The sequence below is a fragment of the Bradyrhizobium sp. USDA 4506 genome (assembly GCF_054058795.1).
The window spans coordinates 2,265,822-2,290,194 of sequence record NZ_JBSSBM010000002.1 but is presented as its reverse complement, the minus strand read 5'-3'; the positions used below and the strand labels follow the sequence as shown (position 1 = coordinate 2,290,194).

24 protein-coding genes are annotated in these 24,373 nt (G+C 65.6%); 10 read left to right on the top strand and 14 right to left on the bottom strand.

Annotated features, from left to right (window positions below):
* Window positions 1-271: 271 nt before the first annotated feature.
* From ACVIHF_RS12830 to ACVIHF_RS12795, 8 genes are all read left to right on the top strand, one after another.
* Entirely contained in the window at window positions 272-559 is a 288-nt protein-coding gene (locus ACVIHF_RS12830; protein WP_253608927.1) for a hypothetical protein, read from the top strand.
* A 174-nt stretch (window positions 560-733) separates the two neighbouring features.
* Entirely contained in the window at window positions 734-1,348 is a 615-nt protein-coding gene (locus ACVIHF_RS12825) for a hypothetical protein (protein ID WP_253608928.1), read from the top strand.
* A 96-nt stretch (window positions 1,349-1,444) separates the two neighbouring features.
* Window positions 1,445-2,935 carry a DNA repair protein RadA gene (gene radA, locus ACVIHF_RS12820; RefSeq protein WP_456780669.1) on the top strand — a complete coding sequence of 497 codons (1,491 nt, stop codon included), beginning with the start codon at window positions 1,445-1,447 and terminating at the stop codon, window positions 2,933-2,935.
* A gap of 204 nt (window positions 2,936-3,139) precedes the next feature.
* On the top strand, window positions 3,140-3,775 hold the full coding sequence (locus ACVIHF_RS12815) for a CvpA family protein (RefSeq protein WP_026192677.1): 636 nt from the start codon (window positions 3,140-3,142) through the stop codon (window positions 3,773-3,775).
* Window positions 3,776-3,809: 34 nt separating this feature from the next.
* Window positions 3,810-5,336 carry an amidophosphoribosyltransferase gene (purF, locus tag ACVIHF_RS12810; protein ID WP_456781918.1) on the top strand — a complete coding sequence of 509 codons (1,527 nt, stop codon included), beginning with the start codon at window positions 3,810-3,812 and terminating at the stop codon, window positions 5,334-5,336.
* Between the two features lie 152 nt (window positions 5,337-5,488).
* Entirely contained in the window at window positions 5,489-6,229 is a 741-nt protein-coding gene (locus ACVIHF_RS12805) for an SDR family NAD(P)-dependent oxidoreductase (protein ID WP_456780670.1), read from the top strand.
* 195 nt (window positions 6,230-6,424) lie between these two features.
* Complete coding sequence (locus ACVIHF_RS12800; RefSeq protein WP_456780671.1) at window positions 6,425-7,564, top strand: hypothetical protein; 1,140 nt, start codon at window positions 6,425-6,427, stop codon at window positions 7,562-7,564.
* Between the two features lie 149 nt (window positions 7,565-7,713).
* Window positions 7,714-8,940: an ABC transporter substrate-binding protein gene (locus ACVIHF_RS12795; protein WP_456780672.1), complete on the top strand. Its 1,227-nt coding sequence runs from the start codon at window positions 7,714-7,716 to the stop codon at window positions 8,938-8,940.
* Window positions 8,941-9,064: 124 nt separating this feature from the next.
* On the opposite strand, the gene ACVIHF_RS12790 is transcribed toward ACVIHF_RS12795, so the two are convergent.
* The 4 genes from ACVIHF_RS12790 to ACVIHF_RS12775 all read right to left on the bottom strand — a co-directional run bounded on the left by ACVIHF_RS12790 (window position 9,065) and on the right by ACVIHF_RS12775 (window position 11,844).
* On the bottom strand, window positions 9,065-9,634 hold the full coding sequence (locus ACVIHF_RS12790) for a DUF2147 domain-containing protein (RefSeq protein ID WP_456780673.1): 570 nt from the start codon (window positions 9,632-9,634) through the stop codon (window positions 9,065-9,067).
* Between the two features lie 51 nt (window positions 9,635-9,685).
* The gene (locus ACVIHF_RS12785) at window positions 9,686-10,348 is read right to left on the bottom strand and encodes a DUF3313 domain-containing protein (protein WP_456780674.1); all 663 of its coding nucleotides are present in this window, start codon (window positions 10,346-10,348) and stop codon (window positions 9,686-9,688) included.
* A 392-nt stretch (window positions 10,349-10,740) separates the two neighbouring features.
* Window positions 10,741-11,415 carry a TetR/AcrR family transcriptional regulator gene (locus tag ACVIHF_RS12780; RefSeq protein WP_456780675.1) on the bottom strand — a complete coding sequence of 225 codons (675 nt, stop codon included), beginning with the start codon at window positions 11,413-11,415 and terminating at the stop codon, window positions 10,741-10,743.
* A gap of 168 nt (window positions 11,416-11,583) precedes the next feature.
* Entirely contained in the window at window positions 11,584-11,844 is a 261-nt protein-coding gene (locus tag ACVIHF_RS12775) for a hypothetical protein (RefSeq protein ID WP_456792158.1), read from the bottom strand.
* Window positions 11,845-12,041: 197 nt separating this feature from the next.
* Between ACVIHF_RS12775 and ACVIHF_RS12770 the strand changes: the two genes are divergently transcribed.
* Complete coding sequence (locus tag ACVIHF_RS12770; RefSeq protein ID WP_456780677.1) at window positions 12,042-12,434, top strand: nuclear transport factor 2 family protein; 393 nt, start codon at window positions 12,042-12,044, stop codon at window positions 12,432-12,434.
* 37 nt (window positions 12,435-12,471) lie between these two features.
* On the opposite strand, the gene ACVIHF_RS12765 is transcribed toward ACVIHF_RS12770, so the two are convergent.
* The 9 genes from ACVIHF_RS12765 to ACVIHF_RS12725 form a co-directional block, all read right to left on the bottom strand.
* Entirely contained in the window at window positions 12,472-13,719 is a 1,248-nt protein-coding gene (locus ACVIHF_RS12765; RefSeq protein WP_456792157.1) for an MFS transporter, read from the bottom strand.
* Window positions 13,716-15,098 (bottom strand): ribosome biogenesis GTPase Der, encoded by a 1,383-nt coding sequence (der, locus tag ACVIHF_RS12760; protein ID WP_456780679.1) that lies wholly within the window; start codon window positions 15,096-15,098, stop codon window positions 13,716-13,718. Before der ends, ACVIHF_RS12765 begins: the two co-directional genes overlap by 4 nt.
* Window positions 15,099-15,311: 213 nt before the next feature.
* Window positions 15,312-15,869, bottom strand: coding sequence for a hypothetical protein (locus ACVIHF_RS12755; protein WP_225159102.1), 558 nt, complete (start codon window positions 15,867-15,869; stop codon window positions 15,312-15,314).
* 37 nt (window positions 15,870-15,906) lie between these two features.
* Window positions 15,907-16,563, bottom strand: a complete 657-nt coding sequence (locus tag ACVIHF_RS12750) for a tetratricopeptide repeat protein (protein WP_456780680.1) — start codon at window positions 16,561-16,563, stop codon at window positions 15,907-15,909.
* A gap of 267 nt (window positions 16,564-16,830) precedes the next feature.
* Window positions 16,831-18,429, bottom strand: coding sequence for a class I adenylate-forming enzyme family protein (locus ACVIHF_RS12745; protein WP_456780681.1), 1,599 nt, complete (start codon window positions 18,427-18,429; stop codon window positions 16,831-16,833).
* Between the two features lie 10 nt (window positions 18,430-18,439).
* Complete coding sequence (gene panB / locus ACVIHF_RS12740) at window positions 18,440-19,261, bottom strand: 3-methyl-2-oxobutanoate hydroxymethyltransferase (protein ID WP_016839889.1); 822 nt, start codon at window positions 19,259-19,261, stop codon at window positions 18,440-18,442.
* Window positions 19,262-19,263: 2 nt separating this feature from the next.
* Window positions 19,264-19,848: an NnrU family protein gene (locus tag ACVIHF_RS12735; RefSeq protein WP_092088328.1), complete on the bottom strand. Its 585-nt coding sequence runs from the start codon at window positions 19,846-19,848 to the stop codon at window positions 19,264-19,266.
* Window positions 19,849-20,041: 193 nt separating this feature from the next.
* Entirely contained in the window at window positions 20,042-20,653 is a 612-nt protein-coding gene (locus ACVIHF_RS12730) for a hypothetical protein (RefSeq protein ID WP_225159105.1), read from the bottom strand.
* Between the two features lie 99 nt (window positions 20,654-20,752).
* On the bottom strand, window positions 20,753-21,439 hold the full coding sequence (locus ACVIHF_RS12725) for a TetR/AcrR family transcriptional regulator (protein WP_253608943.1): 687 nt from the start codon (window positions 21,437-21,439) through the stop codon (window positions 20,753-20,755).
* 87 nt (window positions 21,440-21,526) lie between these two features.
* Between ACVIHF_RS12725 and ACVIHF_RS12720 the strand changes: the two genes are divergently transcribed.
* A complete protein-coding gene (locus ACVIHF_RS12720) occupies window positions 21,527-22,672 on the top strand; it encodes an FAD-dependent oxidoreductase (RefSeq protein ID WP_456780682.1) in 1,146 nt (381 codons plus the stop codon).
* 64 nt (window positions 22,673-22,736) lie between these two features.
* On the opposite strand, the gene ACVIHF_RS12715 is transcribed toward ACVIHF_RS12720, so the two are convergent.
* A complete protein-coding gene (locus ACVIHF_RS12715) occupies window positions 22,737-24,356 on the bottom strand; it encodes a peptide chain release factor 3 (RefSeq protein ID WP_028335130.1) in 1,620 nt (539 codons plus the stop codon).
* Window positions 24,357-24,373: the final 17 nt, after the last annotated feature.

The window sequence follows — 24,373 nt, the reverse complement described above, 5'->3', positions numbered from 1 at the left end:
CCGCTGCGTTTATGACAATCTCATTACTTGCACTTGATCGTTTGCGGAAAAGAACTTTGCTCCAGCAGGCATCACAGGGTTGATCGACGACCCGGATGCGAGTCCCGAGAGTTCAGACGACGAGGTTCAGCGACACATGGCGTGCAGATCGGGCGCAGAGCCCGGCGCCTGATGTCGCCGATGTCGGCCTGACGAATGCGGGATCGCAAGTCGAAGCATTGGGAGTCGCGGGTCGTCAAAGCCCACGACAGGCGGGAAAGGCAGGCGCGCGATGCGCAAGATGATGATCACGACTGCGGCGATTGTGACGTTCGCCGTTGCCGGCTCGGCGTTCTGGCCGACGGCAAGGCCCGATGTCGCGCAGTTCGGCGACAGCGTCTACGAGACGATCTGGGTCTGGCGAATTCCGGTCTACGCCAACAATCCGTCGTGGCGGGTTCGCTGGAGCTGGAGCGATCCGTTGCGCGCGCAGGCGAGATGCTGCCGCGCTCTGCCGACGAGTCTGACGCCGCGCGAGAAACCGCCGCTGCTGCTGTCGCGGCGGGACATCCACGTTTGACCGCGCGTACAAACGAGAGAGCAGTTCCCTTGCGCGAAGCGCATTTGATTCAAATTCGCGCTGTAGTTGAACTTACTTTTTATCCTTAACCAGAAACCTGATCTTTGATTTACATCTGCAAGATGCGGTTTACCTTGTCTCCGCGAGCACAGCGGATTCAGGGACAACAACAATATGCGCCAACCAAGCTTCACCCTGTGGTTGACCGTTGTTCTGGCGACGCAGGGTTTGAGCGTCGCGGCAGACGAGACAAGACCGGGCCAACCGGGTGCCGTTGCCGCCGCTGACCGCGTTGCATGTTCCCTGCAGCCAAAAAGCGAGGAACCGTCTGATCCGTCGTCGACCTCGGCAATTCCCCACGCCGAAAAATTCGTCGCGCGGGAACATTTCAAGGAGGACATCGCCTCGAGCGCGCCGGTCAGGATTTCCTGGTTAGGCGCGACCTTCGCGCAGCGCTTCACGAACAAGATCGAGGACGATAGCGGCGGCGCATCGTTGCAGACCTTCATCCTGAGCGCAGCCTCGAGCGACAAGGAGATCCTCGCCAAACTGGGTCAGAGCCACGAGAGCAGGCTGGCCGACGTCTGGTGCGCGTTGAGGCGACAGCCCAGCGGCAGCAATGGCCCGCTGGAGGTCAACGCCAAGCCGAACGTGTTTTACGTACGCGACAGCGCCGGAGAGCTTGGTGCCGTCGACGTGCTTTGGGGCGGCGTCGGCTGGGAAATCGGCGCAAGCCCGGTCGGCGACAAGCCGCGCTGGCCGGGCGGAACGCGGGTGTTCTCGCGCTGAGCCGGCCCCGCGATCTGCCGCTCCGTCTTCGATGGATCGTGCGCGGCGGCCGAACCGTGCTATGCATCGTGCGCGATAGCGCGACTCACCTGCTCCATGGCCAAATCTACCCTCTCCTTCGTCTGCCAGAACTGCGGCGCGGCGTATAATCGCTGGCAGGGCAAGTGCGATTCCTGCGGCGAGTGGAACACGCTGGCCGAGGAAGACATCACAGGCTCGGTGCCGGTCTCGATCCGCAGCAAGCGCAAGGGGCGGACGTTTGCGCTGGAATCGCTGTCCGGCAAGACCCAGGACGCGCCGCGGCTGTCCTCCGGGATGGCCGAGCTCGACCGCGTCACCGGCGGCGGCTTCGTCCGCGGCTCGGTGCTTTTGGTCGGCGGCGATCCCGGCATCGGAAAATCCACGCTGCTGACCCAGGCGACCAGCATGATGGCGCGCGCCGGCCACCGCGCCGTCTATATCTCCGGCGAAGAGGCGGTCGCCCAGGTGCGGCTGCGCGCCGAACGGCTCGGCCTCGCGGACGCGCCGGTGCAGCTGGCTTCGGAAACCTCGGTCGAGGACATCGTCGCGACGCTGTCGGAAGGCGCGGTGCCGCGCCTGATCGTGATCGACTCGATCCAGACCATGTGGACCGACACGGTGGAATCCGCGCCCGGAACGGTGACCCAGGTCCGCGCCTCGGCGCAGGCCCTCATTCGTTTTGCCAAGAAGACGGGTGCCGCGATCATCCTGGTCGGCCATGTGACAAAGGACGGCCAGATCGCCGGTCCCCGCGTGGTCGAGCACATGGTCGATGCGGTGCTGTCGTTCGAGGGCGAAGGCTCGCAGCAGTTCCGCATTCTGCGCTCGGTGAAGAACCGTTTTGGCGCGACCGACGAGATCGGCGTATTCGAGATGACCGGCCTCGGCCTGCGCGAGGTCACCAACCCCTCGGAATTGTTCCTCTCCGAGCGCGAGCTCGGCAGCCCCGGCACGGCGGTGTTCGCCGGCATCGAGGGCACCCGTCCGGTGCTGGTCGAGTTGCAGGCGCTGGTGGCGCCGACCTCGCTCGGCACGCCACGCCGCGCCGTGGTCGGCTGGGACCCGAGCCGGCTGTCGATGGTGCTCGCGGTGCTCGAAGCGCATTGCGGCGTCAAATTGTCCGGACATGACGTCTATCTCAACGTCGCCGGCGGCCTGCGCATCCAGGAACCGGCCGCGGACCTTGCCGCGGCGGCCGCGCTGGTCTCCTCGCTGGTGAACGCGCCGCTGCCGACGGATGCGGTCTATTTCGGCGAGATTTCGCTATCGGGCGCGATCCGCCCGGTGGCGCAGACCCCGGCCCGGCTCAAGGAGGCCCTCAAGCTCGGCTTCGCCCGCGCCATCCTGCCCGAATCGGCCCGCGGCGAGAGCGGTGGCGATTCAGGGCTCACCCTCAACAGCGTCGGCAATCTCACCACGCTGGTCGCCGAAATTGCGGCACGCGGTACGCCAAGAGGCGACCGGGGAACACCGCGAGGCGACCGGCGCGACCCGGGCAGCTCCGGAGGCCCTGATGCGGCTGAGAAAAATGCCACACCGGCCCGATTCCGTCGCGAGACCAGCTAAAGCGGGCGTGACGTATCAGCCCCCCGCCGCTATACATCCGCCGCGCGGGACAGGTGGCGCTCTGGCCTTGCCGGATGCCCCCAATGCGCCTCAGTTAGGACGGCACCGACTTCGCCGATTCGCGAGAGCACTTAGCAGCGTAGGCCCTTAACAACGTAAGCCCTTAACAGCGTACAGAAACGTACCAGCGGACCTGACCAGCCGATGCCCATAACGATACTTGATCTCGTCCTGCTCGGCGTGATGCTGATTTCGGGCCTGCTCGCGATGGTGCGCGGCTTCATGCGCGAGATCCTGTCGATCGCGGCCTGGGGCGCCGCCGCGCTGGTCACGCTGTATGCGTTCTCGAAGCTTTTGCCGACCGCCAAGACCTACTTCAACAACGACACGGTCGCGGCCGTCGTCGTGGTGGCCGGCGTCTTCATCGGCACGCTGATCGTGGTCTCGATCGTCACGGTGCGGATCTCGGACATGATCCTGGATTCCCGGATCGGTGCGCTCGACCGCACCCTCGGCTTCCTGTTCGGGCTCGCCCGCGGCCTCCTGATCGTGGTCGTGGCGTTCATGTTCTTCACCTGGCTGGTTCCGGACAAGCAGCGGCCCGATTGGGTGACCGGGGCGAAGTCCCGCGTGGTGCTGCAGGGAACCGGGGATTGGCTGATGTCGCTCTTGCCTGACGACCCCGAGAACACCATCTTAAAGAAGTTCAAGAAGAATAAGCCAGACGACGATTCTGCGGCCGATACCAATGATCAGGCGACGCCGGCGTCGGGTGATGGCTATAGCAAACCTGCGCGTGACAGCTTGAAGAAGCTGATCGAGAAACCCGCGGGCCGATAAACTATTTGGGCCCTTACGAGAGGCGATGAACGAGATGCAGACCCCTTCGGATCATACCGACCAAATGGATCTCGACCTCGGCCCGATCGAACTGCAAGACCCTCTCAGATACCACCCCGACCTCGATGGCGACACGCTCCGCGAGGAATGCGGTGTGTTCGGCATCTTCGGCCATCCCGAGGCCGCCGCGATCACCGCGCTCGGCCTGCACGCCCTGCAACACCGCGGCCAGGAAGCCGCCGGCATCGTCTCCTTCGACGGCAGCCGCTTCCACAGTGAACGCCGCCTCGGCCTGGTCGGCGACGCCTTCTCCCGCCGCGAGGTGATCGAGCGCTTGCCGGGCAACGCCGCGGTCGGCCATGTCCGCTACTCCACCACCGGCGGCACCATCCTGCGCAACGTGCAGCCACTGTTCGCCGAGCTCAGCGCCGGCGGATTTGCGGTCGGCCACAACGGCAACCTCACCAATGGCCTGACCTTGCGCCGCGAGCTGGTCAAGGGCGGCGCCATGATGCAGTCGACCACCGACACCGAGGTGATCCTGCATCTCGTGGCGCAGTCCAAGCGCACCCGCTTCATCGACCGCTTCATCGAGGCGCTGCGCACCATTGAGGGCGCCTATGCGCTGGTCGCGCTGACCAACAAGAAGCTGGTCGGCGCGCGCGACCCGCTCGGCATCCGCCCGCTGGTGCTCGGCGATCTCGACGGCTGTCCGATCCTGACCTCGGAGACCTGCGCGCTCGACATGATCGGCGCGAAATACGTCCGCGACATCGAGCCCGGCGAGATCATCGTGTTCGACGAGCGAGGGGCTCACAGCCACAAGCCGTTCCCGCCGAAGCCGGCCCGGCCCTGCATCTTCGAATACATCTATTTCGCGCGCCCGGACTCGATCGTCGGCGGCCGTTCGGTCTACGACGTGCGCAAGGCATTTGGCGCCCAGCTGGCGCGCGAGAGCCATCCCGAGGTCGACGTCGTGGTGCCGGTGCCGGATTCCGGCGTGCCCGCCGCGGTCGGCTACAGCCAGTATTCCGGCGTGCCGTTCGAGCTCGGCATCATCCGCAACCACTATGTCGGCCGCACCTTCATCCAGCCGACCCAGAGCGTGCGCGAGCTCGGCGTGCGCATGAAGCATTCGGCCAACCGCGCCGCGATCGAAGGCAAGCGCATCATCCTGATCGACGACAGTCTGGTTCGCGGCACCACCTCGAAGAAGATCGTGCGCATGATGCGCGATGCGGGCGCCCGCGAGGTGCATTTCCGCCTCGCCTCGCCGCCGATCCTCTATCCCGACTATTACGGCATCGACCTGCCGGACCGCGGCGGCCTGCTCGCCGCGACCCATTCGCTCGAGGAGATGCGCGACATCATCGGCGCCGACTCGCTCGCCTTCCTGTCGATCGACGGCATGTACCGCGCGATGGGCTATGAGGGGCGCGACCCGGCAAATCCGAGATTCGCCGACCATTGCTTCACCGGCGCCTACCCGACCCACCTCACCGACCAGAGCGAAACCGAGGCCCCGCCGCGCCAGCTCTCGCTGCTGGCGGAGGCGAGCTAGCCACATCCGCGCTGTCGTCCCTGCGAAAGCAGGGACCCATAACCACCGGCCTATCTGGCTGGCGACAGTGTTAGACACGAACTTCCATTACCGCCGTCACGGCGTATGGGTCCCTGCTTTCGCAGGGACGACGATTTGTTAGAGTCCCTTCCATGACAACACCCCTCGCCTCCCGTATCGCCCTCGTGACCGGCGCCTCGCGCGGCATCGGCTTTGCGACCGCGGTCGCACTGGCCAAGGCCGGCGCGCATGTCGTGGCGGTGGCGCGCACGCAAGGCGGGCTGGAAGAGCTCGACGACGAGATCCGCAAGGCGGGTGGCAGCGCCACCCTGGTGCCGCTCTCGCTCACCGATTACGACGGCATCGCGCGGCTCGGCCTCGCGCTGCATGAGCGCCACGGCAAGCTCGATATCCTGGTCGGCAATGCCGGCACCGCAGGGCCGTCGTCGCCGCTCGGCCATATCGAGCTGAAGCCATGGAACGACGTGTTCGCGATCAACGTCACCGCCAATTTCCAGCTGATCCGCTGCATGGACCCGCTGCTGCGGCAATCCGACGCCGGCCGCGCGGTGTTCGTGACGTCGGGCGTGGCCCACAAGGCCAACGCCTATCTCGGCCCCTATGCGGCCTCGAAGGCCGCGCTGGAGGCACTGGTGCGCTCCTGGGCCAACGAGACCGCCAACACAAAGCTCCGCGTCAACCTGTTCAGCCCCGGCCCGATCCGCACCCGGATGCGCGCGCAGGTGTTTCCCGGCGAAGACCCGATGACGCTGGATACGCCCGACATGGCCGCCGAATTCATCGTGCCGATGTGTTTGCCCGCATGGACCGAGACCGGCAAGCTCTACGACTACAAGGCGCGCACGCTGCGCAGCTTCCAGCCGCCGGCGTGAGCGCGGCTCTCTCTCCCGTAGCCCGGATGGAGCGAAGCGCAATCCGGGATAATCTCTACGCGGAGAAACCGGCCCCGGATTTCGCTTCGCTCCATCCGGGCTACGCACCTCCTTGCGATTGACTCGCTCGCATCCCCACGATTGACTACGCTCCCCAGCGGGACGACCGCCAAGAAAAATCTCGGGAGGCAACCAATGACGCCGACGTTCAATCGCGCGCGCTCCATTCTGTCCGGATTGTTTCTCTCCGCCTGCATCGCATCATCAGCCCTCTTCGCTACACCAACCCCCGCGAAAGCCGGCGACATCCCGACCTTCACCGTGGATGCATCATGGCCAAAGCCGCTGCCGAACAACTGGATCCTCGGCCAGGTCGGCGGCATCACGGTGGATTGGCAGGGCCACATCTGGATGATTCACCGGCCGCGCTCGCTGACCGACGACGAGAAGGGCGCGAGCCTCAATCCGCCTCGCTCGAAATGCTGCGTCTCGGCGCCGCCGGTGCTCGAATTCGACGCTGACGGCAATCTGCTGCGGTCCTGGGGCGGTCCGGGTGACGGCTATGAGTGGGTTGGCCGCGAGCACGGCATCGAGGTCGACGAGCGCGGCTTCGTCTGGATCGGCGGCAACGCCGACAATGACAATGCGATCCTCAAGTTCACCCTCGACGGCAAGTTCGTCTCACAGATCGGCTCGATCGCACCGAGCAAGGGGTCGAACGACACCACGCAGCTCGGCAAGCCCGCCGAGACCGCGATCGACAAGGAGGCCAACGAGATCTACGTCGCCGACGGTTACGGCAACCGGCGCGTCATCGTGTTCGATGCCACCACCGGCGCCTACAAGCGGCACTGGGGCGCCTATGGCAACAAGCCCGATGACGCCAAGCAGCCGCCCTACGATCCGAAGGCGCAGGTCGCGCAACAGTTCGGCAATCCCGTGCACTGCGTGAAGATCGCCAATGACGGACTGGTCTATGTCTGCGACCGCATCAACAACCGCATCCAGGTGTTCAGGAAGGACGGCGGCTTCGTGAAGGAGTTCTTCTTCGAGAAGAGCACGCTCGGCAACGGCGCGGTGTGGGACATCGCGCTGTGGCCCGATCCCAAGCAGACCTACCTACTCTCCGCCGACGGCGAGAACAACGAGATCCGCGTCATCAGGCGTGACGACGGCGCGGTGGTCGGCAACTTCGGCCGCAACGGCCGCAACGCCGGGCAATTCCACTGGGTGCACGCGCTCGCGGTCGACGCCAAGGGCAACGTCTATACCGCCGAGGTCGACACCGGAAAAAGGATCCAGAAATTCAAGCTGACCTCCGACGCGCTCAAGTAAGGGTTTCACCGGATGACGCTTCGACGCAGGCCCACCCGGCTTTAGGCGGATTGCCGCGTCCCCCGGGAAAGGGTAAGCGGGAACTTGAGCGACCGGCAAAAAGGCTCCGCAAGAGGGCTGCCCGGGCTTTAGACAGTGGAGGGAATTTCATGACAACGACGTTTGCGCGGCGCTGCGCCGCGCTTCTTGCTTGCGCCGCACTCGGCCTTTCAACTTCTGCGTTCGCGCAGGACAAGACCGTCAAGATCGGCGTGCTCAACGATATGTCGAGCCTCTATGCCGACATCGGCGGCCCGAACTCGGTGGTCGCGATCAAGATGGCCGTCGAGGATTCCGGCCTGCTCAAGAAGGGCTGGAAGATCGACGTCCTCAGTGGCGACCACCAGAACAAGCCCGACGTCGGCGTCAACATCGCTCGGCAATGGGTCGACAACGAGAAGGTCGATGCGATCGCCGACACGCCGAACTCCGGCGTGGCGCTTGCGGTCAACAATCTCGTCAAGGAAAAGAACATCGTCCTGCTGAATTCGGGCGCGGCGACCGCCGACCTCACCGGCAAGGCCTGCACGCCGAACACGATTTCATATACCTACGACACCTACATGCTGGCCAACGGCACCGGCAAGGCCCTGACGAAGGCCGGCGGCGACACCTGGTTCTTCCTGACGGCCGATTATGCATTCGGCCACGCGCTCGAGCGCGACACCACCGCGGTCGTCAACGCCAATGGCGGCAAGGTGCTCGGAAGCGTCAAGCATCCGATCAACACCGCCGATTTCTCCTCGTTCCTGCTGCAGGCACAATCGTCCAAGGCCAAGGTGGTCGGCCTCGCCAATGCCGGCGGCGACACCACCAACGCGATCAAGCAGGCGGCTGAATTCGGCATCGTTTCCGGCGGCCAAAAGCTCGCGGCGCTGTTGCTGTTCATCAACGACGTGCATTCGCTCGGGTTGAAGACCGCGCAAGGCCTGACGTTCACGGAGTCCTTCTACTGGGACATGAACGACCAGACCCGCGCCTGGTCGAAGCGGTTCTCCGCTTTGGCCAACAAAAACGCGATGCCGTCGATGACCCAGGCGGGCAACTACGCGATGGTGCTGCACTATCTCAAGGCAATGGAAGCGCTCGGCGGCAATCCGCATGACGGCGCCAAGGTCGTCGCCAAGATGAAGGAATTGCCGACCGACGATCCGCTGTTCGGCAAGGGCCCGCTGCGCGCCGACGGCCGGCGCCTGATTCCGGCCTATCTGTTCGAGGTGAAGAAGCCCGAAGAGTCCAAATATCCCTGGGACTATTACAAGCTGATCGCCACGATCGCACCGGAGGACGCCGCGAAGCCGCTTGAGGCCAGCGACTGTCCGCTGCTGAAGAAGTGACCGCGTAGCGGTCATTCCGGGGGCGCGCAACGCGCGAACCTCAGATGCGCAATTGCGCATCGGGGACTCTCGAGATTCCGGGTTCGATGCTGCGCATCGCCCCGGAATGACTTTTTGCATCTTCTTACTTCGCCGCCGACTTCGCCTTGACGGGCGGCGGCAACGATGCCGATTCCCTGTCGGCACGGGGGCCGCCGACATCGCCGGTCAGGCCGACGAGCTGGCCCGGCTGCACGTCCAGCGTCTGCGTCCAGGTCTGGGTCTGGCACAGCAGCTTGAGCAGGCATCCCTTGAGCTTCAGCCGGTCGGACTTGTCGCGCCACAGCGAGACCGCATAGGACTTGCCGTCCTCGGCGTTGTAGATGTCGCCGTCGAACCTGCCCTCCGGCGTCAGCTTCAATCCGAGGATCAGCTGATGGCCGAGCAGCGCACGCGTCCGCCTGTCGGGATCGGGATTGAAGCTGTCGCGGAGCGGCTGGCCGTGTGAATCGAGCGGATCCTTCATCCACACGATGAAGCCGCAGACGCGGTCACGCGCCGTGCCGCATCGCTCGAGGCGGATGCGTGCGCGGCCGTCTTCGGTCAGCCAGGTGCCGCTGGGATCGGCCGGGGCGATCGTTTCGGCGCGGCCGGTCGAGCTCATCAGCAAGGCAGCGACGAGGCTGCGCAGAAACATGCGAACCAGAAAGTTCATGGTAAGGGACCTTTCAGTGTCGGGATGGTTTGCGGACGCGCGCGGCGCGCCTCACTTCAATTGCGCTATGAAAGCATCAGCGCCCTTGTCGATGCCAGCGGTGGCCGCGGCGAGATCGCCGACGCTGGCCTTGATGTCGTAGGCATTGGGATATTGCTTGCTGACATAGGCGCCGAGCAGGCGCGAGGTCGAGCTGTCGAACATCTCGACGGCATAGATGACGGAGCCAGTCATCGTTCCCTCGCCGTCGCGCGCGGCCTGCACGCCGTTGTAGACCGCGCCTGCCAGGTCGAAACGCGACAGCGTGCCGAGCACCGGCGTGTTGGTGACCGCGCCGGTCAGCGTCAGCCGCAGGCGGAACGTGTTCGGCCCGCGCGTGTTCACCAGCGTGAAGCGGCCGCGCAGCTTGTCGGCAAAGCGGGTCTGCATGTAGGCGGCGAGCGTCTGCTTGTCCTTCTCGGACATGTCGCCGAACTGATGATCCGCGCCGCGATAAATCACGACCGGATCGATCACCACCTTGTTGTAGCTGCGCCAGTCGACCGGCGGCGCATAGCGATACGGCACACGTCCCGAAGAATCAGACGTATCCGGCGTCATGTAGGCCGACGATGCCACCTCCGAATAGGCCACCGGCGTGACGGCGGCACATCCTCCCGCGAGGACGCAAAGCGCCATCGCTCCCAGACCGCGCGCGGCGATCGAGCTCTCCATTCCAACCTCCTCATCCGACCCTAAAGCGGAAGAGCAGCTCGGCCGCAGCCGCGTCCGGGGCTGAAAGTACGGCTGCGGCCGTCACTGCCGACCTAGCTCGCCGTCGCGGCGCCGCCAGATCTTGCCTCAGTACGATCAACTATAAAACCGACCAGTTGGTTTGTAAAGTTGCAATCGCAGGAAACGCGTCAGAAAAATGCGGCGGTCGAAATGTCGTGTTGGCTGGCGAGGCGGCTTCGCGAATGGCGGCCGCGCGTTGTCACAAACCCGCGACATCTCGTGTGGTACGGCAGAAATCGCCGGGGGATTTCAGGGGCCCGGTGCCGATCCAACGCCGCCAAGCGATCCATATTCCGCTTGGGCGGCGTTGTGCTTTCGGCAGCGCCGGAAATTCAGCCGCGCTTGCGCGCCGATGCCGGCTTTGCCGCGCGCGCGCCGGCCGGAGGCGAAGATGCCGTGCGCGCCGCCGTCGCCTTGGCTGGCTTTACTGCCTCCGTCGCGCCCTGCTCCATCGCGGTCCACTTGCTGTCGTCGAGCAAGCGCTCGAACAGGCGATCCCGCTCCGCCTCGGTCAGCGACAACATGCCGAACAACGAACTGAGCAGCAGCCCCCGCGCCGCCGCCCAGCGCAGCAGCGCGAGATCGGGATCGCTCGCCTCGGCCTTCATCAGCGCGACCTTCTTGATGTCGACATCGCGCGGCATCGCCATCAATTCGGGGTTCTCGTTCATCGCCGCCAGCAGTGCGAACGCCCCTGCCCGCGGCGTTGAGATCGCCTCCCGGAGCGTCGCGATCTGCGCCGACAGTTCGGGCTGGTCCGTGGTCCCGCGTACCTTTTCGATGTAGCGGTTCGAGAATTCCTCGAAATGCGCCATCTGCTGCTCAAGCAAGGCGCGCAGCACCGCTTCCTTGGTGCGGAACTGATGCATCACGCCGCCCTTGCTGAGACCGCTCTCGCGCGCGATCGCGTCCAGCGTCAGGCGCCCCGGACCGTCGCGCGTCACGATGGTGATCGCGGCGTCGAGTGCGGCGTTGCGGGAGCGTTCCGAGCGGGAAGGATTGTCCATGGTGTACTCAGGAAGGAGTCGCTTGAGATCACAGTATCTCAGCGGCTTCGGTCAATCTCAAGCGCTGCATCTGATCTGCGAGGCAGCGCGAACGGCGTCCCCGGAATGGCGGTGTCGCCGTCGGAAGACGCATCAATTTAGGAATCGGTCATCAAGCTATCCGATCGCTCACGCACACAAGCGAACCTTCTGCAGCAGGCCATGAAGGAAGCCGTAGGCCATTCGGCCGACGACCCGTTCCCCTCGACCGCGTGCGCGGGCGATGGCCTGCGCCTCGGCATAACTGGCGGCGACGATTGTCCCGTGCCTGCCGCCATCGAGCTTCAGGTCGGTCAGGTAGACAACGCCGCGCGACGTCAGCAGCGCCGCCTGCGCGGCGCTGAAGCGGGTCAACTCATCGCAGATATCAACGGCCTCGTCGGTCACCATGCTGCTCCTGGCAGAGCGCCCCCGGAGCGAGGCGCGCGTCTCCAACTGGTATCAGTTCTTATACAAACCAACCGGATGGTTTGCAAATGGACAATATGACGCAACCCGGCAGGTGCGGCCGGACGCATCATCGTGTCGGATCGGCGCGCTCGCATTCGTCCTCGAAGCATCAGCCAGCACTCGGAGGTACGCGAGCGATGACACACCAGAAACAGACGGCGGAAACCGAAATCAGGACGCTCATCGATGCCTGGACGGACGCCGTCCGCAGGCAGGACTATCCGGGCATTTTCGCCCATCACGATCCGGACATCGTGATGTTCGACGTTCCGCCGCCATTGCAGTCACGCGGATTGGATGAGTACCGGAAGACGTGGGACTTGTTCTTCAGGTATCACCGCCCCTCCTACGCCTTCGACATCGAGGAGATCGCGATCACGGCCGGCAATGATGTGGCCTTCGCGGTCGCGGTGATGCGGTGCGGCCCGCCTGATGCCGCGTTCCAGTTCAGGCTGACGATCGGATTCCGCAAGGTCGACGGCGCGTGGCGCGTCACGCACGAGCACCATTCGGTGCCGGCGACGGAATAGAACGTCTCGTGGTGGATCCGTCGGCGGCTTGCCCGCCCTAGGCTTGCTTCGCCGCTGTCGCGCGCCACGCGATGGCGAGCGCGAGCAGCAGCAGCGCGCCGGCCAGATAGAACGGCGCGCCGGGCATCTTCACCGGCACGTTGTCGCCGATGAAATACGCAAACGTCAGCGTGAACAGGAACGGGCCGATCAATTCCGACATGCTCTGCACGCTTGAAGTCGCGCCCTGCAACTGGCCCTGTTGATCGGCGGCGACGAGCTGCGTCGTCAGCGCCTGCGTCGCAGCGCCCGAGAGGCCCCACAGCGCCATCACGGGAATGCCGATCCAGAACAGCTGGCCGGTCGGCGCGGCGCCGAAGATCACGAAGCCCAGGGCGCCGCAGACGAGGCCGAGGAACAGCGCGTTGCGCTCGCCGAGGCGCTGCACGATCGGGCCGATCGCCGCGCCCTGCACGATCATGCCGCAGAGCCCGACCAGCGCCAGCGTCGCGCCGACGGTGCCGGTGTCCCAGCCATAGCGATAGGTGGCGTAGAGCACGAACACCGAGGGCAGCACGACATGCGCGAGCTGGCCGAAGAACGTCGCCAGCGACAGGCCGGCGAGCGTCCGGTTCGAGCGCAGGAAATGCAGCGCGCCGATCGGATTGGCGCTCTTCCATTTGAACGGCGCGCGCCGCTCCACGGGCAGCGATTCCGGCAGGATGAACAGGCCATACAGCCCGTTGACGAAGCTCAAACCCGCCGCCGCCCAGAACGGCAGCCGCGGGTCGATCTCGCCGAGCAGCCCGCCGAGCGCCGGTCCGAGGATGAAGCCGGCGCCGAAGGCAACGCCGATCTTGCCGAACATCGCGGCGCGCTGCTCCGGCGCAGTGACGTCGGCGATATAGGCGAACACGGTCGAGATGCTCGACGAGGTGATGCCCGAGATCGCCCGACCGATGAACAGCCAGATCAGGTTCGGCGCCAGCGCCATCAGCACATAGTCCGCGGCAAGGCCGAAATTCGACAGCAGCACCACCGGCCGGCGGCCGAAGCGATCGGACAGCGCGCCGAGGATCGGCGAGCAGACGAACTGCATCAAGGCCCAGATCGAGCCGAACACACCGAAGATGCGCGCCGCATTTGCGGTGTCGTTGTTGACGAAGCCTTCGATCAGCTTCGGCAGGATCGGGATGATGATCCCGAGCGCAAGCATGTCGAGCAGCAACGTGATGAAGATGAAGATCACCGCGCCGCTGCGCGGTTGCGCTACAGCAACCGTGTCACCCCCCGACCTTTCGCTCACGACGGGCGTTTGCGCTTGTGGGCGAACGGATTGGCCTTCTCGCGCAGCGTGATCCGGATCGGCGTGCCCGGCAGATCGAACGTCTCGCGCAGCGAGTTGATGAGGTAGCGCAGATAGGATCGCGGGATCGCATCGGCGCGCGAGCAGAACAGCACGAAGCTCGGCGGGCGCGCTTTCACTTGCGTGATGTAGTTCAGCTTCAGCCTGCGGCCCGAGACCGCCGGCGGCGGGTTGGCCTGGATCGCCTGCTCGAACCAGCGATTGAGCGCCGAGGTCGGCAAGCGCCGGTTCCAGACCGCGTAGGCCTCCTGGATCGCCGTCATCAGGCGGTCGATGCCCTCGCCCATCAGGCCGGAGACGGCCACGATCGGCGCGCCCTTGACCTGCGGCAGCCAGTGGTCGGCATCGGTGCGCAGTTGCGAGATCTGGTTGGGCTTGCGCTCGACCAGGTCCCATTTGTTGACCGCGAGCACGATGGCGCGGCCTTCGCGCTCGATCAGGTCGGCGATGCGCAGGTCCTGCTCCTCGAACTTGTTCTGCGCGTCCATCATCATCACGACGACTTCGGCAAAGCGCACCGCGCGCAACGCGTCGGCGACCGAGAGCTTCTCCAGTTTCTCCTCGATCCGCGATCGGCGGCGCAGGCCGGCGGTGTCGAACACCCGGAACTGGCGGCCCTGCCAGGTGATCTCGACCGCGATGGAATCGCGCGTGGTGCCGGCCTCGGGGCTGGTCAGCAGCCGCTCCTCGCCGAGCAGATGGTTGATCAGCGTCGACTTGCCGGCATTCGGCCGGCCAACGATGGCGACGCGGATCGGGCGCTGCGCGGCCTCCTCCTCCGAGATCTCCTCATCGTCCTCAAGCTCGTCGTCTTCCTCCGGCGTCTCCGGCACCAGCGCGCTCAGCGCCTCGTGGAGGTCACCCATGCCCTCGCCATGCTCGGCCGAGATCTGGACGGGATCGCCGAGCCCGAGCGCGTAGGATTCCATCGCGCCGATCTCGCCATGCTTGCCCTCGGCCTTGTTGGCGACCAGCACCACCGGCTTGTTGGCTTTTCGCGCGAAGTCGGCGAAGGCTCGGTCGGTCGGCGTCAGGCCGACGCGGGCGTCGATCACGAACATCAGGGCGTCGGCGAGTTCGATCGCGGTTTCGGTCTGCTCCTGCATCCGCGCCGTCAGCGAACCCTTGGCGCCTTCGTCCAGACCTGCGGTGTCGATGATGGTGAAGTCGAGGTCGTAGAGCCTGGCCTGGCCCTCGCGACGGTCACGCGTCACGCCGGGCTCGTCGTCGACCAGCGCGAGCTTCTGGCCGACCAGCCGGTTGAACAGCGTCGACTTTCCGACATTGGGCCGGCCGATAATGGCGATGGTGAAAGGCATGGATCATCCAGGCGCGGTCTGTTGTCCGCGGGTCAAGGTGCTGGAAAGAACTACAGCAGGAATGGGGAGCGGTCGAAGCAAATGATGGAGCATCTTCTCCCTCTCCCCGCTCTTACGGGGAGAGGGTTGAAACTCCCCCTCACCCGGAATTCAAGCTGTGCTTGAATTCCGACCTCTCCCCGCAGGCGGGGCGAGGTAGAATCCCGCTCGCAATTAGCGTGAAAATCCGCCGCTCGGTAGCGGTGCGGGGAAGGCGCCGCCGGATTGTTGCGTGGTCTGGGTCTGCTGAGCCGGCGCTGCAGGCTGCGCCTGCTGATCGTCGGCGGGTGGCGCGGTGGTGCGGCGGCGGACGATCTTCTTCGGCTTCGGCTCCGGCGGCAGCGCGGCGGGCGCGCCCTCCTCGGCTGCGGCATCGGGAGCAGCCGCCTGATCCGCGGCCGGCGCTGCGCTACCCTTGGCGTGCTTCTTGGCGCCCTTCGGCGGCTCCGGCGGCGGGGCCGGCTGGGCAGCGGCGGCTGCCGCGGCGTTCTGCTGATCGAGCTGTTCCTGCTGCGAGCCCTTGTACAATTCCTTCGGCACGCCCTGCTCCAGGCCGGGCACGCCTTCGGGGAATACGGGCTTGCGGTCGCCCTGTAGCTTCTTCTTGGAATCGAGGAAGTCGAGCAGGTCGCTCGGATCGAAATTGGACATGCCGCCACCGCCGCACCCCGCCAGCACGCTGCAAAGCGCTGTCAGAACTGCGGCTGCGATCAGGCGTTGCGAGCGGCGCATGGTCGATCTCTCACTCAAACTCGGGTTTCGCGCCAAGTCAGCTTTTCGCGACCGGCGGCAACAAGGCCTGCAGCGCTTCGGCACGCGAGCGCAGGCTCGGCGGCGTCTCGCCGTCATTGGCAATCTGGTCGAGCCACTGCCGCGCGGCGGTGGCATCGTTGGCGCGCCAGGCCGACAGCGCCAGCAGCTCGCGGGCTGAGTGACGGAACGTCGAGTCCTTCGCCGTTGCCGTGGCCTCGAGCCGTTGCAGCATGTTCGGATAGGTGGTGGTTTCCATCGCGAGCTGCGCGGCACGGATCCGCGCCAAGTCGTGCTCGGGACCGCCGACGCTGCGGTCGGCTGCGATCTCGTCATAGAGCTTCGCGGCAGCCGGCTGATCGCGGGTCGCGACCTCGGCGGCCATGCGCAGCCGCGCCAGATTGCGGTAGCCGGACGGTGCCTTGGTGATGAGAGCGGCGAACGCAGCCTCGGCCTCGGCGTGCTTGTTCTGATCGGACAATTCGACGGCACGGTCGAACGCCGCACCGGCCTCGGCGGCCTTCTTGGCCTCAAGATACTGGTAGCCGCGCCAGCCACCGACGCCCGCAACGATCAGGATCGCCAGGGCGATGATAAAGAGCGAGTACTTGTCCCACAGCTTCTTGAGCTGATCGCGACGGACTTCCTCGTCGACTTCGTCAAATAATTCAGACACTTAAGGCTATCCCATCCCCTCGGGACCGCTGCTATCGGTGGGGCCCAGCCCTACCCGATCCCCACATCGCGGCGGCGTTACCCTAATGGTGTGGCGGAGGCAAGGCAAAGCGAGGTGGATCAAAGCGTTAACGGGGGACGTTTGCGACTTGCCGCAACAGGCCCCCAGCCCGCGCTGCACGTGCCGACCTAAGAGCGAGCTTCGCTGTCTCGACCCCCGCAAGCGGGAGCGGTGCACCGAATTCGCGGATGGTACGTCCACGCCGCGCTACGCGCCTATCGCGGACAGGCTCTCCCTGATCTGGCGCTTGATCACCTTGCCGTTGGCGTTGCGCGGCAGCGGCTCTGCTGTCAGCGCCACTGTCTCCGGCACCTTGTAGTCCGAGAGCCGCTCGGCGCACCAGGCGCGCAGGCTCTCCGCATTCACGTCGGTGCGGGTCACGATCACGGCGTGCACGCGCTCGCCGAGCACCGGGCACGGCTTGGCGATGATCGCGCTCTCGACCACGGCGGGATGGCCGGCCAGAACAGACTCGACCTCGGCGGAATAGATCTTCAGGCCGCCGCGGTTGATCATGTCCTTCTGGCGATCGAACACACGGACGAAGTTTGCCGCGTCGATCGAGCCGAGATCGCCGGAATGCCAGAAGCCGGCCGTAAAACTCTCGGCTGTCGCCTTTGGATTGTTCCAGTAACCCTTGATGACCGAGGCGCTGCGGATCCAGAGCTCGCCGATCCCGCCGCGCGGCAGTTCGCGGCCGTCAGCGCCCATCACGATGATCTCGGCACCGGGGCACGGCAGGCCGACGCTGTCGATATGGGCGGCGGTCAGTTCGCCCGGCATCAGCGTCGAGGGCGACGTGGTCTCGGTCGCGCCGTAGCAATTCGCAAGCTTCAGCCCGGGAATCTTGGCGTCGAGTTTTTCGATGGTTGCGACCGGCATCGGCGCGCCGCCGAAGCCGCCGATCCGCCAGCTCGACAGATCGTAGCTGTCGAAATCCGGCTGCATCAGGCAGAGATTATACATCGCCGGCACCATCACCGTGTAGCTGACGCGCTCGCGCGCCGCGACCTTCAGATATTCCGAGGCCTTGAACTCCGGCATGATGATCAGCGCGCCGGCGCAGCGTGCCATGGTGGTGATGTTGGCGACCGCGCCGGTGACATGCGCGAGCGGCACCGCGGCGATCGAGCGATCCGACTTGGTCAGCTTCAGGCACGACACGAACACCATCGAGGAGTGGATGATGTTGCAATGGGCGAGCATGGCGCCCTTCGGCCGGCCCGTGGTGCCCGAGGTGTAGAGGATCATCGCGGTGTCCTCTTCCCTCACCTCCGCCGGCGCCTGGGCCGCAGCGTTGTCGGCGAGACCAGCGAATTGCGATGCGCCGTCATCGCTGACCGAGATGCGATGCTTGAGGCCGGGAACGTCGGCCGCATCAGGGATGCGGTCGGCAAGCGTGGCCTCATGGACCAGCAGCGTCGCACCGCAATCATTCAGCACATAGGCGATCTCGGGCTTCTGCTGGCGCGTCGAGAGCAGCACCGTGACCAGCCCGGCATGCGCGGCGGCAAACATCGTCAGCACGAATTCGATCCGGTTGCCGAGCAGGATCGCGACGCGGTCGCCGGGCGCAAGGCCGAGGTTTGCAAAGCCCGCCGCGACCTTGGCCGATTTCTCTGCGACCTCGCGCCAGCTCAGGCGCGTCGCGCCGCAGACCAGCGCCTCGCCGTCGCCGTTCTGCGCGACGGCGTCAGCGATCATCCCCCACAGGCTGCCCGGCCGCTCCGGGAAAGCCGGCACGACGCGGTCGCCGAACCGCGGCTCAAGCCGCATCGGTGGAATTGCGTGCTGCGACCAGTCCATGCGCGCCCCGTCAGCTCTTCTTCATGCCGTAGACGTGCTCCGGCCCCGGGAAGGCGCGGCTCTTCACGTCGCGCGCATAGCCCGCGATCGCCTCCTCGATCATTGGACCGAGATTGCCGTAGCGGCGCACGAATTTCGGCGCCCGCGGCGACAGGCCGAGCATGTCCTCCAGCACCAGCACCTGGCCGTCGCAGGCCGCGCTGGCGCCGATGCCGATGGTCGGCACCGCGATCGACTGCGTGATCTTGCGCGCCAGCGGCTCGGCGACCGCCTCGACCACGATCGAGAAGGCGCCGGCTTCCGCAATCGCCCTGGCGTCGTTCTCGATCGGCGCCCAGGTCTCCTCCTCGCGGCCCTGCGCGCGGAACGAGCCGAGCGTGTTGATCGACTGCGGCGTCAGGCCGATATGGCCCATCACCGGAATGCCGCGCTCGGACAGGAACGCCACCGTCTCCGCCATCCGCGCGCCGCCCTCGAGCTTGACCGCGCCGCACAGCGTCTCCTTCATGATCCGCACCGCGGATTGAAACGCCTGCTCCTTCGAGCCCTCATAGGAGCCGAACGGCATATCCACCACGACGAGCGCAGCTTGCGAGCCGCGCATCACCGCGCGGCCCTGCAGGATCATCATGTCGAGCGTGACCGGCACCGTGGTCTCGAAGCCGTGCATGACGTTGCCGAGGGAATCGCCGACCAGGATGGCGTCGCAATGACGGTCGACCAGCGCCGCGGTGTGCGCATGATAGGACGTCAGCATCACGATCGGCTCGCCGTTCTTGCGGGCGCGGAGATCGGGCGCGGTCTTGCGCTTGATGGCGGATTGAACAGACATAGTCAGGCTCCCATGACAGGCACGCCGATCACGACCGGGTGGAACGCAAACGCCAGCGCCAGATAGACGATGACACCGACCGCGATCGCGATCAGGTCGTTGGTTGGGCCGCCCACCGGAATCGGCGGCGCGCCGGCATCCGTGCGGCGCTTCAGCGAGATGCGGTCATAGACCGCCCAGCCGAGAAACGAGCCGAACAGGATGATCGAGCCGAGGTCGCCGTTGGCGAGCAGATGCGCGAACGCCCACAGCTTCACGCCGGCGAGCATCGGATGCTTCAGCGTGGTGTAGATGCGGCCGCGGATATAGGAGGCGACGACGAGGATGACGGCGGGCAGCATCAGCGCCACCGTGATGTGCTTGAACGCTGTCGGCGGGGTCCAGACGTCGATCCATCCGCTCGCGCGATAATGCGCAAAGCCCCAGATGATCAGCACGAGCCCGGCCGCGGAGGCGAGCGAATAGGCGATCTTGTAGCCGCCCTCGCCCATCGCCTTGATCAGGCCGGCGCGCATCTCGCGCAGGCTTGACAGCACATGGACGCCGAGGAACAGCACGAGACCCAGGATCATGACGAGCAGTCCCACGATGTTCCTCCCCTGATCGAATTAATGCCTTCGCGTATCACCTTCGCCGGGCGGGTGGCAATGCGTCACGCCACGACTCCGTCATTCCGGGATGGCCCGCAGGGCCAGACCCGGAATCTCGAGGTTGCCGGGCGCGCAAGCCAATCCCGGGATTCCGGGTTCGCGCTTCCAGCGCGCCCCGGAATGACGTGTCTCACGGCTTGTTGGCCGATTTGGCCAGCTCCCGGTTGTCGACATAGCGGATCATGATCGGCCGGCCGGCCAGCGCGCCGCCCAATCCGCCGGTGAATTTCAGCGGCAGGCAGGCATCCAGCGAGGCGTTGATCGCGTTGAGGTAGGTGGTGCGGGTGTCGGCCGGGATGCCCCGCGTCGAAAACGTCAGGCGCGGCGCGCCGATCATCTCGCCCGATCGTTTGAAGCTGAATCGCACCGACATCTGCATGCCCGCGCGCGCGTCGTCCGGCGGTGGCGGCGCCCAGCAGGCGCGCAGCGCGGCGAACAGATCGCCGATGGTATTGAGATCATGATCCGGCTTGCGGTACTTCTCGGCCTGATCCTGCGGTGGCACGGTCAGGATCGTGAGCTGGAGATTTTCGCCGTACGGATAATCCATCTCGGGCAGGCATGGCCCGTGGTTGAACACGCTGCAATAGGACGGGATGCAAGGCCCTTCGTCGAGCACGCTGCAAGGCGTGTGTGCGAAGGGCGCCGGGTTGGTTTGTTGCCGCTGCTGCGCAGAGGCCGCGCTCGCGAGCGCAAAGGCCGGCACGGCAAAAGCGAGGCAGATGGCGACGCGTCGGAGCATGCAGGCGGACCCGGATTGCACTCCGGAGAAAATGGGTCCGCGGCCGGACCGCATCAAGCGGGGCGGCGTTCAATTCCTCGCGCTTGTCAATACTAAAACCTAGGTTCGGCCGGTTCGTGTCCCCTTGATACCGGCGAGGATGAGATCGATGCCGGCGAGATAGTCGACACGGTCGTCGTGGTCCCGCATCGCGCCGGCCACGCTGCGTGCAAACGGGTAGTCGCTTGCGTCGAGCGCGGACCAGTCGGTCGCCACCGCATCCAGGAAGCTCGATCGGTCCAGGCCATGCGTCCGCGCGAACTGCGCGTTGGCTGCGTTCTGGCCACCGACGCCAAGGATGTAGTTCAGCAGGACCGAGACGATCGTCCACTGCGTGTCGGCAGCCACGCCAAGCGCGCGAACCTGCTGGCCGATGCACTCCAGAACGCGCACGGTCGGCAACTGCCCGGCGGCACGGATCAGCGCTGTCCCGACCCACGCATGCGCCTCCATTGCGTCGAACATGCCGAGCGCAAGGGCGCGAATGGTGGCCTTCGGCGATCCGCTGATCGCGTGCGCATCCACCATGCGCGCGACAATGGCGTCGCAGGCGGCGACCAGCAGATCACTCTTGTTGGCGATATGCCAGTAGATCGCGCCGGGACCGGTCGCGAGCCGTTCGGACAGGGCGCGGAACGTCAGACCGTCCTCGCCGCTTTCGTCCAGGAGTTCGATCGAAGCCTCGATGATGCGATCCCGCGAGAGCGAGTCCTCGCGTCGCTGGCTGCTGCGCGCCTTCTTGACCATGCCGCATCTTGACACGTCTGGAACGGCATTCCAAGTATATGGAACGACGTTCCATAACTTTCAGTCTCCGCGCCGGAAGGACTCCGCATGAAATCTCCCGTCACGATCGTCGGTGCCGGCCTCGGCGGCCTGACGCTTGCCCGCGTCCTCCACGTCCACGGGATCGCAACGATCGTCTACGAAGCGGAAGCCTCCGCAGAGGCACGAACGCAGGGCGGCATGCTCGATATCCATGAGCACAACGGCCAACGCGCGCTGAAGGCCGCAGGCCTCTTTGAGGAGTTCCGCGAGCTGATCCACCCCGGCGGCCAGGAAACCCGCGCGCTCGATACCCAAGGCAATGTCCTGCTGCATCATCCAGATGACGGCACGGGCGGGCGCCCCGAGGTACCCCGAGGCGAGCTACGTCGGATCCTGCTCAACTCGCTGCCCGAGGGCACGGTGCATTGGGGATCTAAGGTCACCGCGGCCACTCCGCTCGGCGGTGGAAGGCACCTATTGAGCTTTGCCGACGGCACGACGGTGACGACTGAGCTTCTGGTCGGCGCCGACGGTGCCTGGTCGCGCGTGCGATCGCTTCTCTCCGCAGACAAGCCGGCCTATGTCGGCACTTCGTTCATCGAGACATATCTGTTCGACGCCGATGTCCGTCACCGAGCGAGCGCGGAAGCGGTTGGCGGCGGCGCGATGTTCGCGCTGGCGCCGGGAAAGGGCATCGCCGCGCATCGTGAGCCGAACGGCGTGCTGCACACCTATGTGGCGCTGACCAAGCCTGAGGAATGGTTTGCCAACCTCGACTTCTCCAACCCTACGAGCGCCCTCGCCCGCGTCGCCGAGGAATTCGATGGCTGGGCCCGGGCGCTGACCGCGCTGATCACCGACGGCGAGACGGCGCCGGTGCTGCGCCTCATCCATGCGCTTCCGGTCGCGCATCAATGGGACCGCGTGCCCGGCGTCACGCTGCTCGGCGATGCAGCGCATCTGATGGTTCCATCGGGCGAAGGCGCCAATCTCGCAATGCACGATGGCGCCGAACTAGCAGCGGCGATCGTCGCCAACCCCGGCAATGTCGAGGCCGCGCTCGCCGCCTATGAAGAGGAACTGTTTCCCCGCAGCGCGTCCGAAGCCGCTGATGCGGCGGAACTCCTCGAGTTGTGCTACGGCGCTAACGCGCCGCAGAGCTTGATCGACTTTTTGGGCAGTCACCTCCCCGCCGAGAACCGTAGCGAATGACGGAGAAGCCGCGGCGTACCGGGCCCCCCCGCCTTCCCGGGGGACGACACAGGAGCAAGCGCCACTACGCCTTCTTCTTCACGTCCTTGACGTTGGAGAAGGTGATGCCCTCCGCGCGCTCCCGGGTGTAGCCGAGATAGAACTCGTTCTTGGCCATGAACACGGGATCGCCGTCGACGTCGTCGGCGATGCCGGAATTGTTGGCGGAGATGAAGGCGTCAAGCTGCTTGCGGTCGTCGGACGATATCCAGCGCGCCAGCGAGAATTCAGAGATCTCGAACTCGACCGGCAGCGAATATTCCGCATCGAGCCGCGCCTTCAGCACGTCGAGCTGCAGCGGGCCGACCACGCCGACCAGCGCGGGCGCGCCGTCGCGCGGGCGGAACACCTGCACGACGCCCTCCTCCGACATCTGCTGCAAGGCTTCCTTCAGCTTCTTCGCCTTCATCGCATCGGTCAGCCGAACGCGGCGGACGATTTCCGGCGCGAAGCTCGGCACGCCGACGAAGGTCAGATCCTCGCCCTCGGTCAGGGTGTCGCCGATCCTGAGCGTGCCGTGGTTCGGAATGCCGACGACGTCGCCGGCAAAGGCCTCGTCGGCGACCGAGCGGTCCTGCGCGAAAAAGAACTGCGGGCTCGACAGGCTCATGTTCTTGCCGGTGCGCACCAGCTTGGCCTTCATGCCGCGGCTGAGCTTGCCCGAGCACAGCCGGGCGAAGGCGATGCGGTCGCGGTGGTTCGGATCCATGTTGGCCTGGATCTTGAACACGAACGCGCTCATGCGCGGCTCCGATGCCTCGACCTTGCGCAAATCCGAGTCCTGCGCGCGCGGCGCTGGCGCGAACTTGCCGAGGCCTTCCAGCAAATCGCCGACGCCGAAATTGCGCAGCGCGCTGCCGAAATAGACCGGCGTCAGGTGGCCCTCGCGGAACGCCGCGAGCTCGAACGGCTTGCAGGCTTCCGACGCCAGCGCGAGCTCGTCCTTGACCTCGGCGACGTCGAGATTGGGGTTGCGCTTGCCGAGATCGGCGATATCGATCTGCTCCGTGGCGCCGGTCTTGGCGCCGCCGCCCTCGAGCAGCCGCACGCCGCCATTGACGACGTCATAGGTGCCGAGGAAGTCGCGGCCGCGGCCGACCGGCCAGGTCATCGGCGTGGTGTCGAGCGCCAGCGTCTTCTCGATCTCGTCCAGAAGCTCGAACGTGTCGCGGCTCTCGCGGTCCATCTTGTTAATGAAGGTGATGATCGGGATGTCACGCAGCCGGCACACCTCGAACAGCTTTCGCGTGCGCGCCTCGATGCCTTTCGCGGCGTCGATCACCATCACGGCGGAGTCGACCGCGGTCAGCGTGCGATAGGTATCTTCCGAAAAGTCCTCGTGGCCCGGCGTGTCCAAGAGATTGAACACGAGGTCGTTGAACTCGAAGGTCATCACCGAGGTGACGACCGAGATGCCGCGCTCGCGCTCGATCTTCATCCAGTCCGAGCGCGTGTTGCGCCGCTCGCCCTTGGCCTTGACCTGGCCCGCAAGGTTGATGGCGCCGCCGAACAGCAGCAGCTTTTCCGTCAGCGTGGTCTTGCCGGCGTCCGGGTGCGAGATGATCGCAAAGGTGCGCCGTCGCGCCACTTCCTCAGAAAGCGGCGAGCGGGACGGCGATTCGGCTGAAACTGAAATGTCGGACATGGCGGGGCATTTGGCAG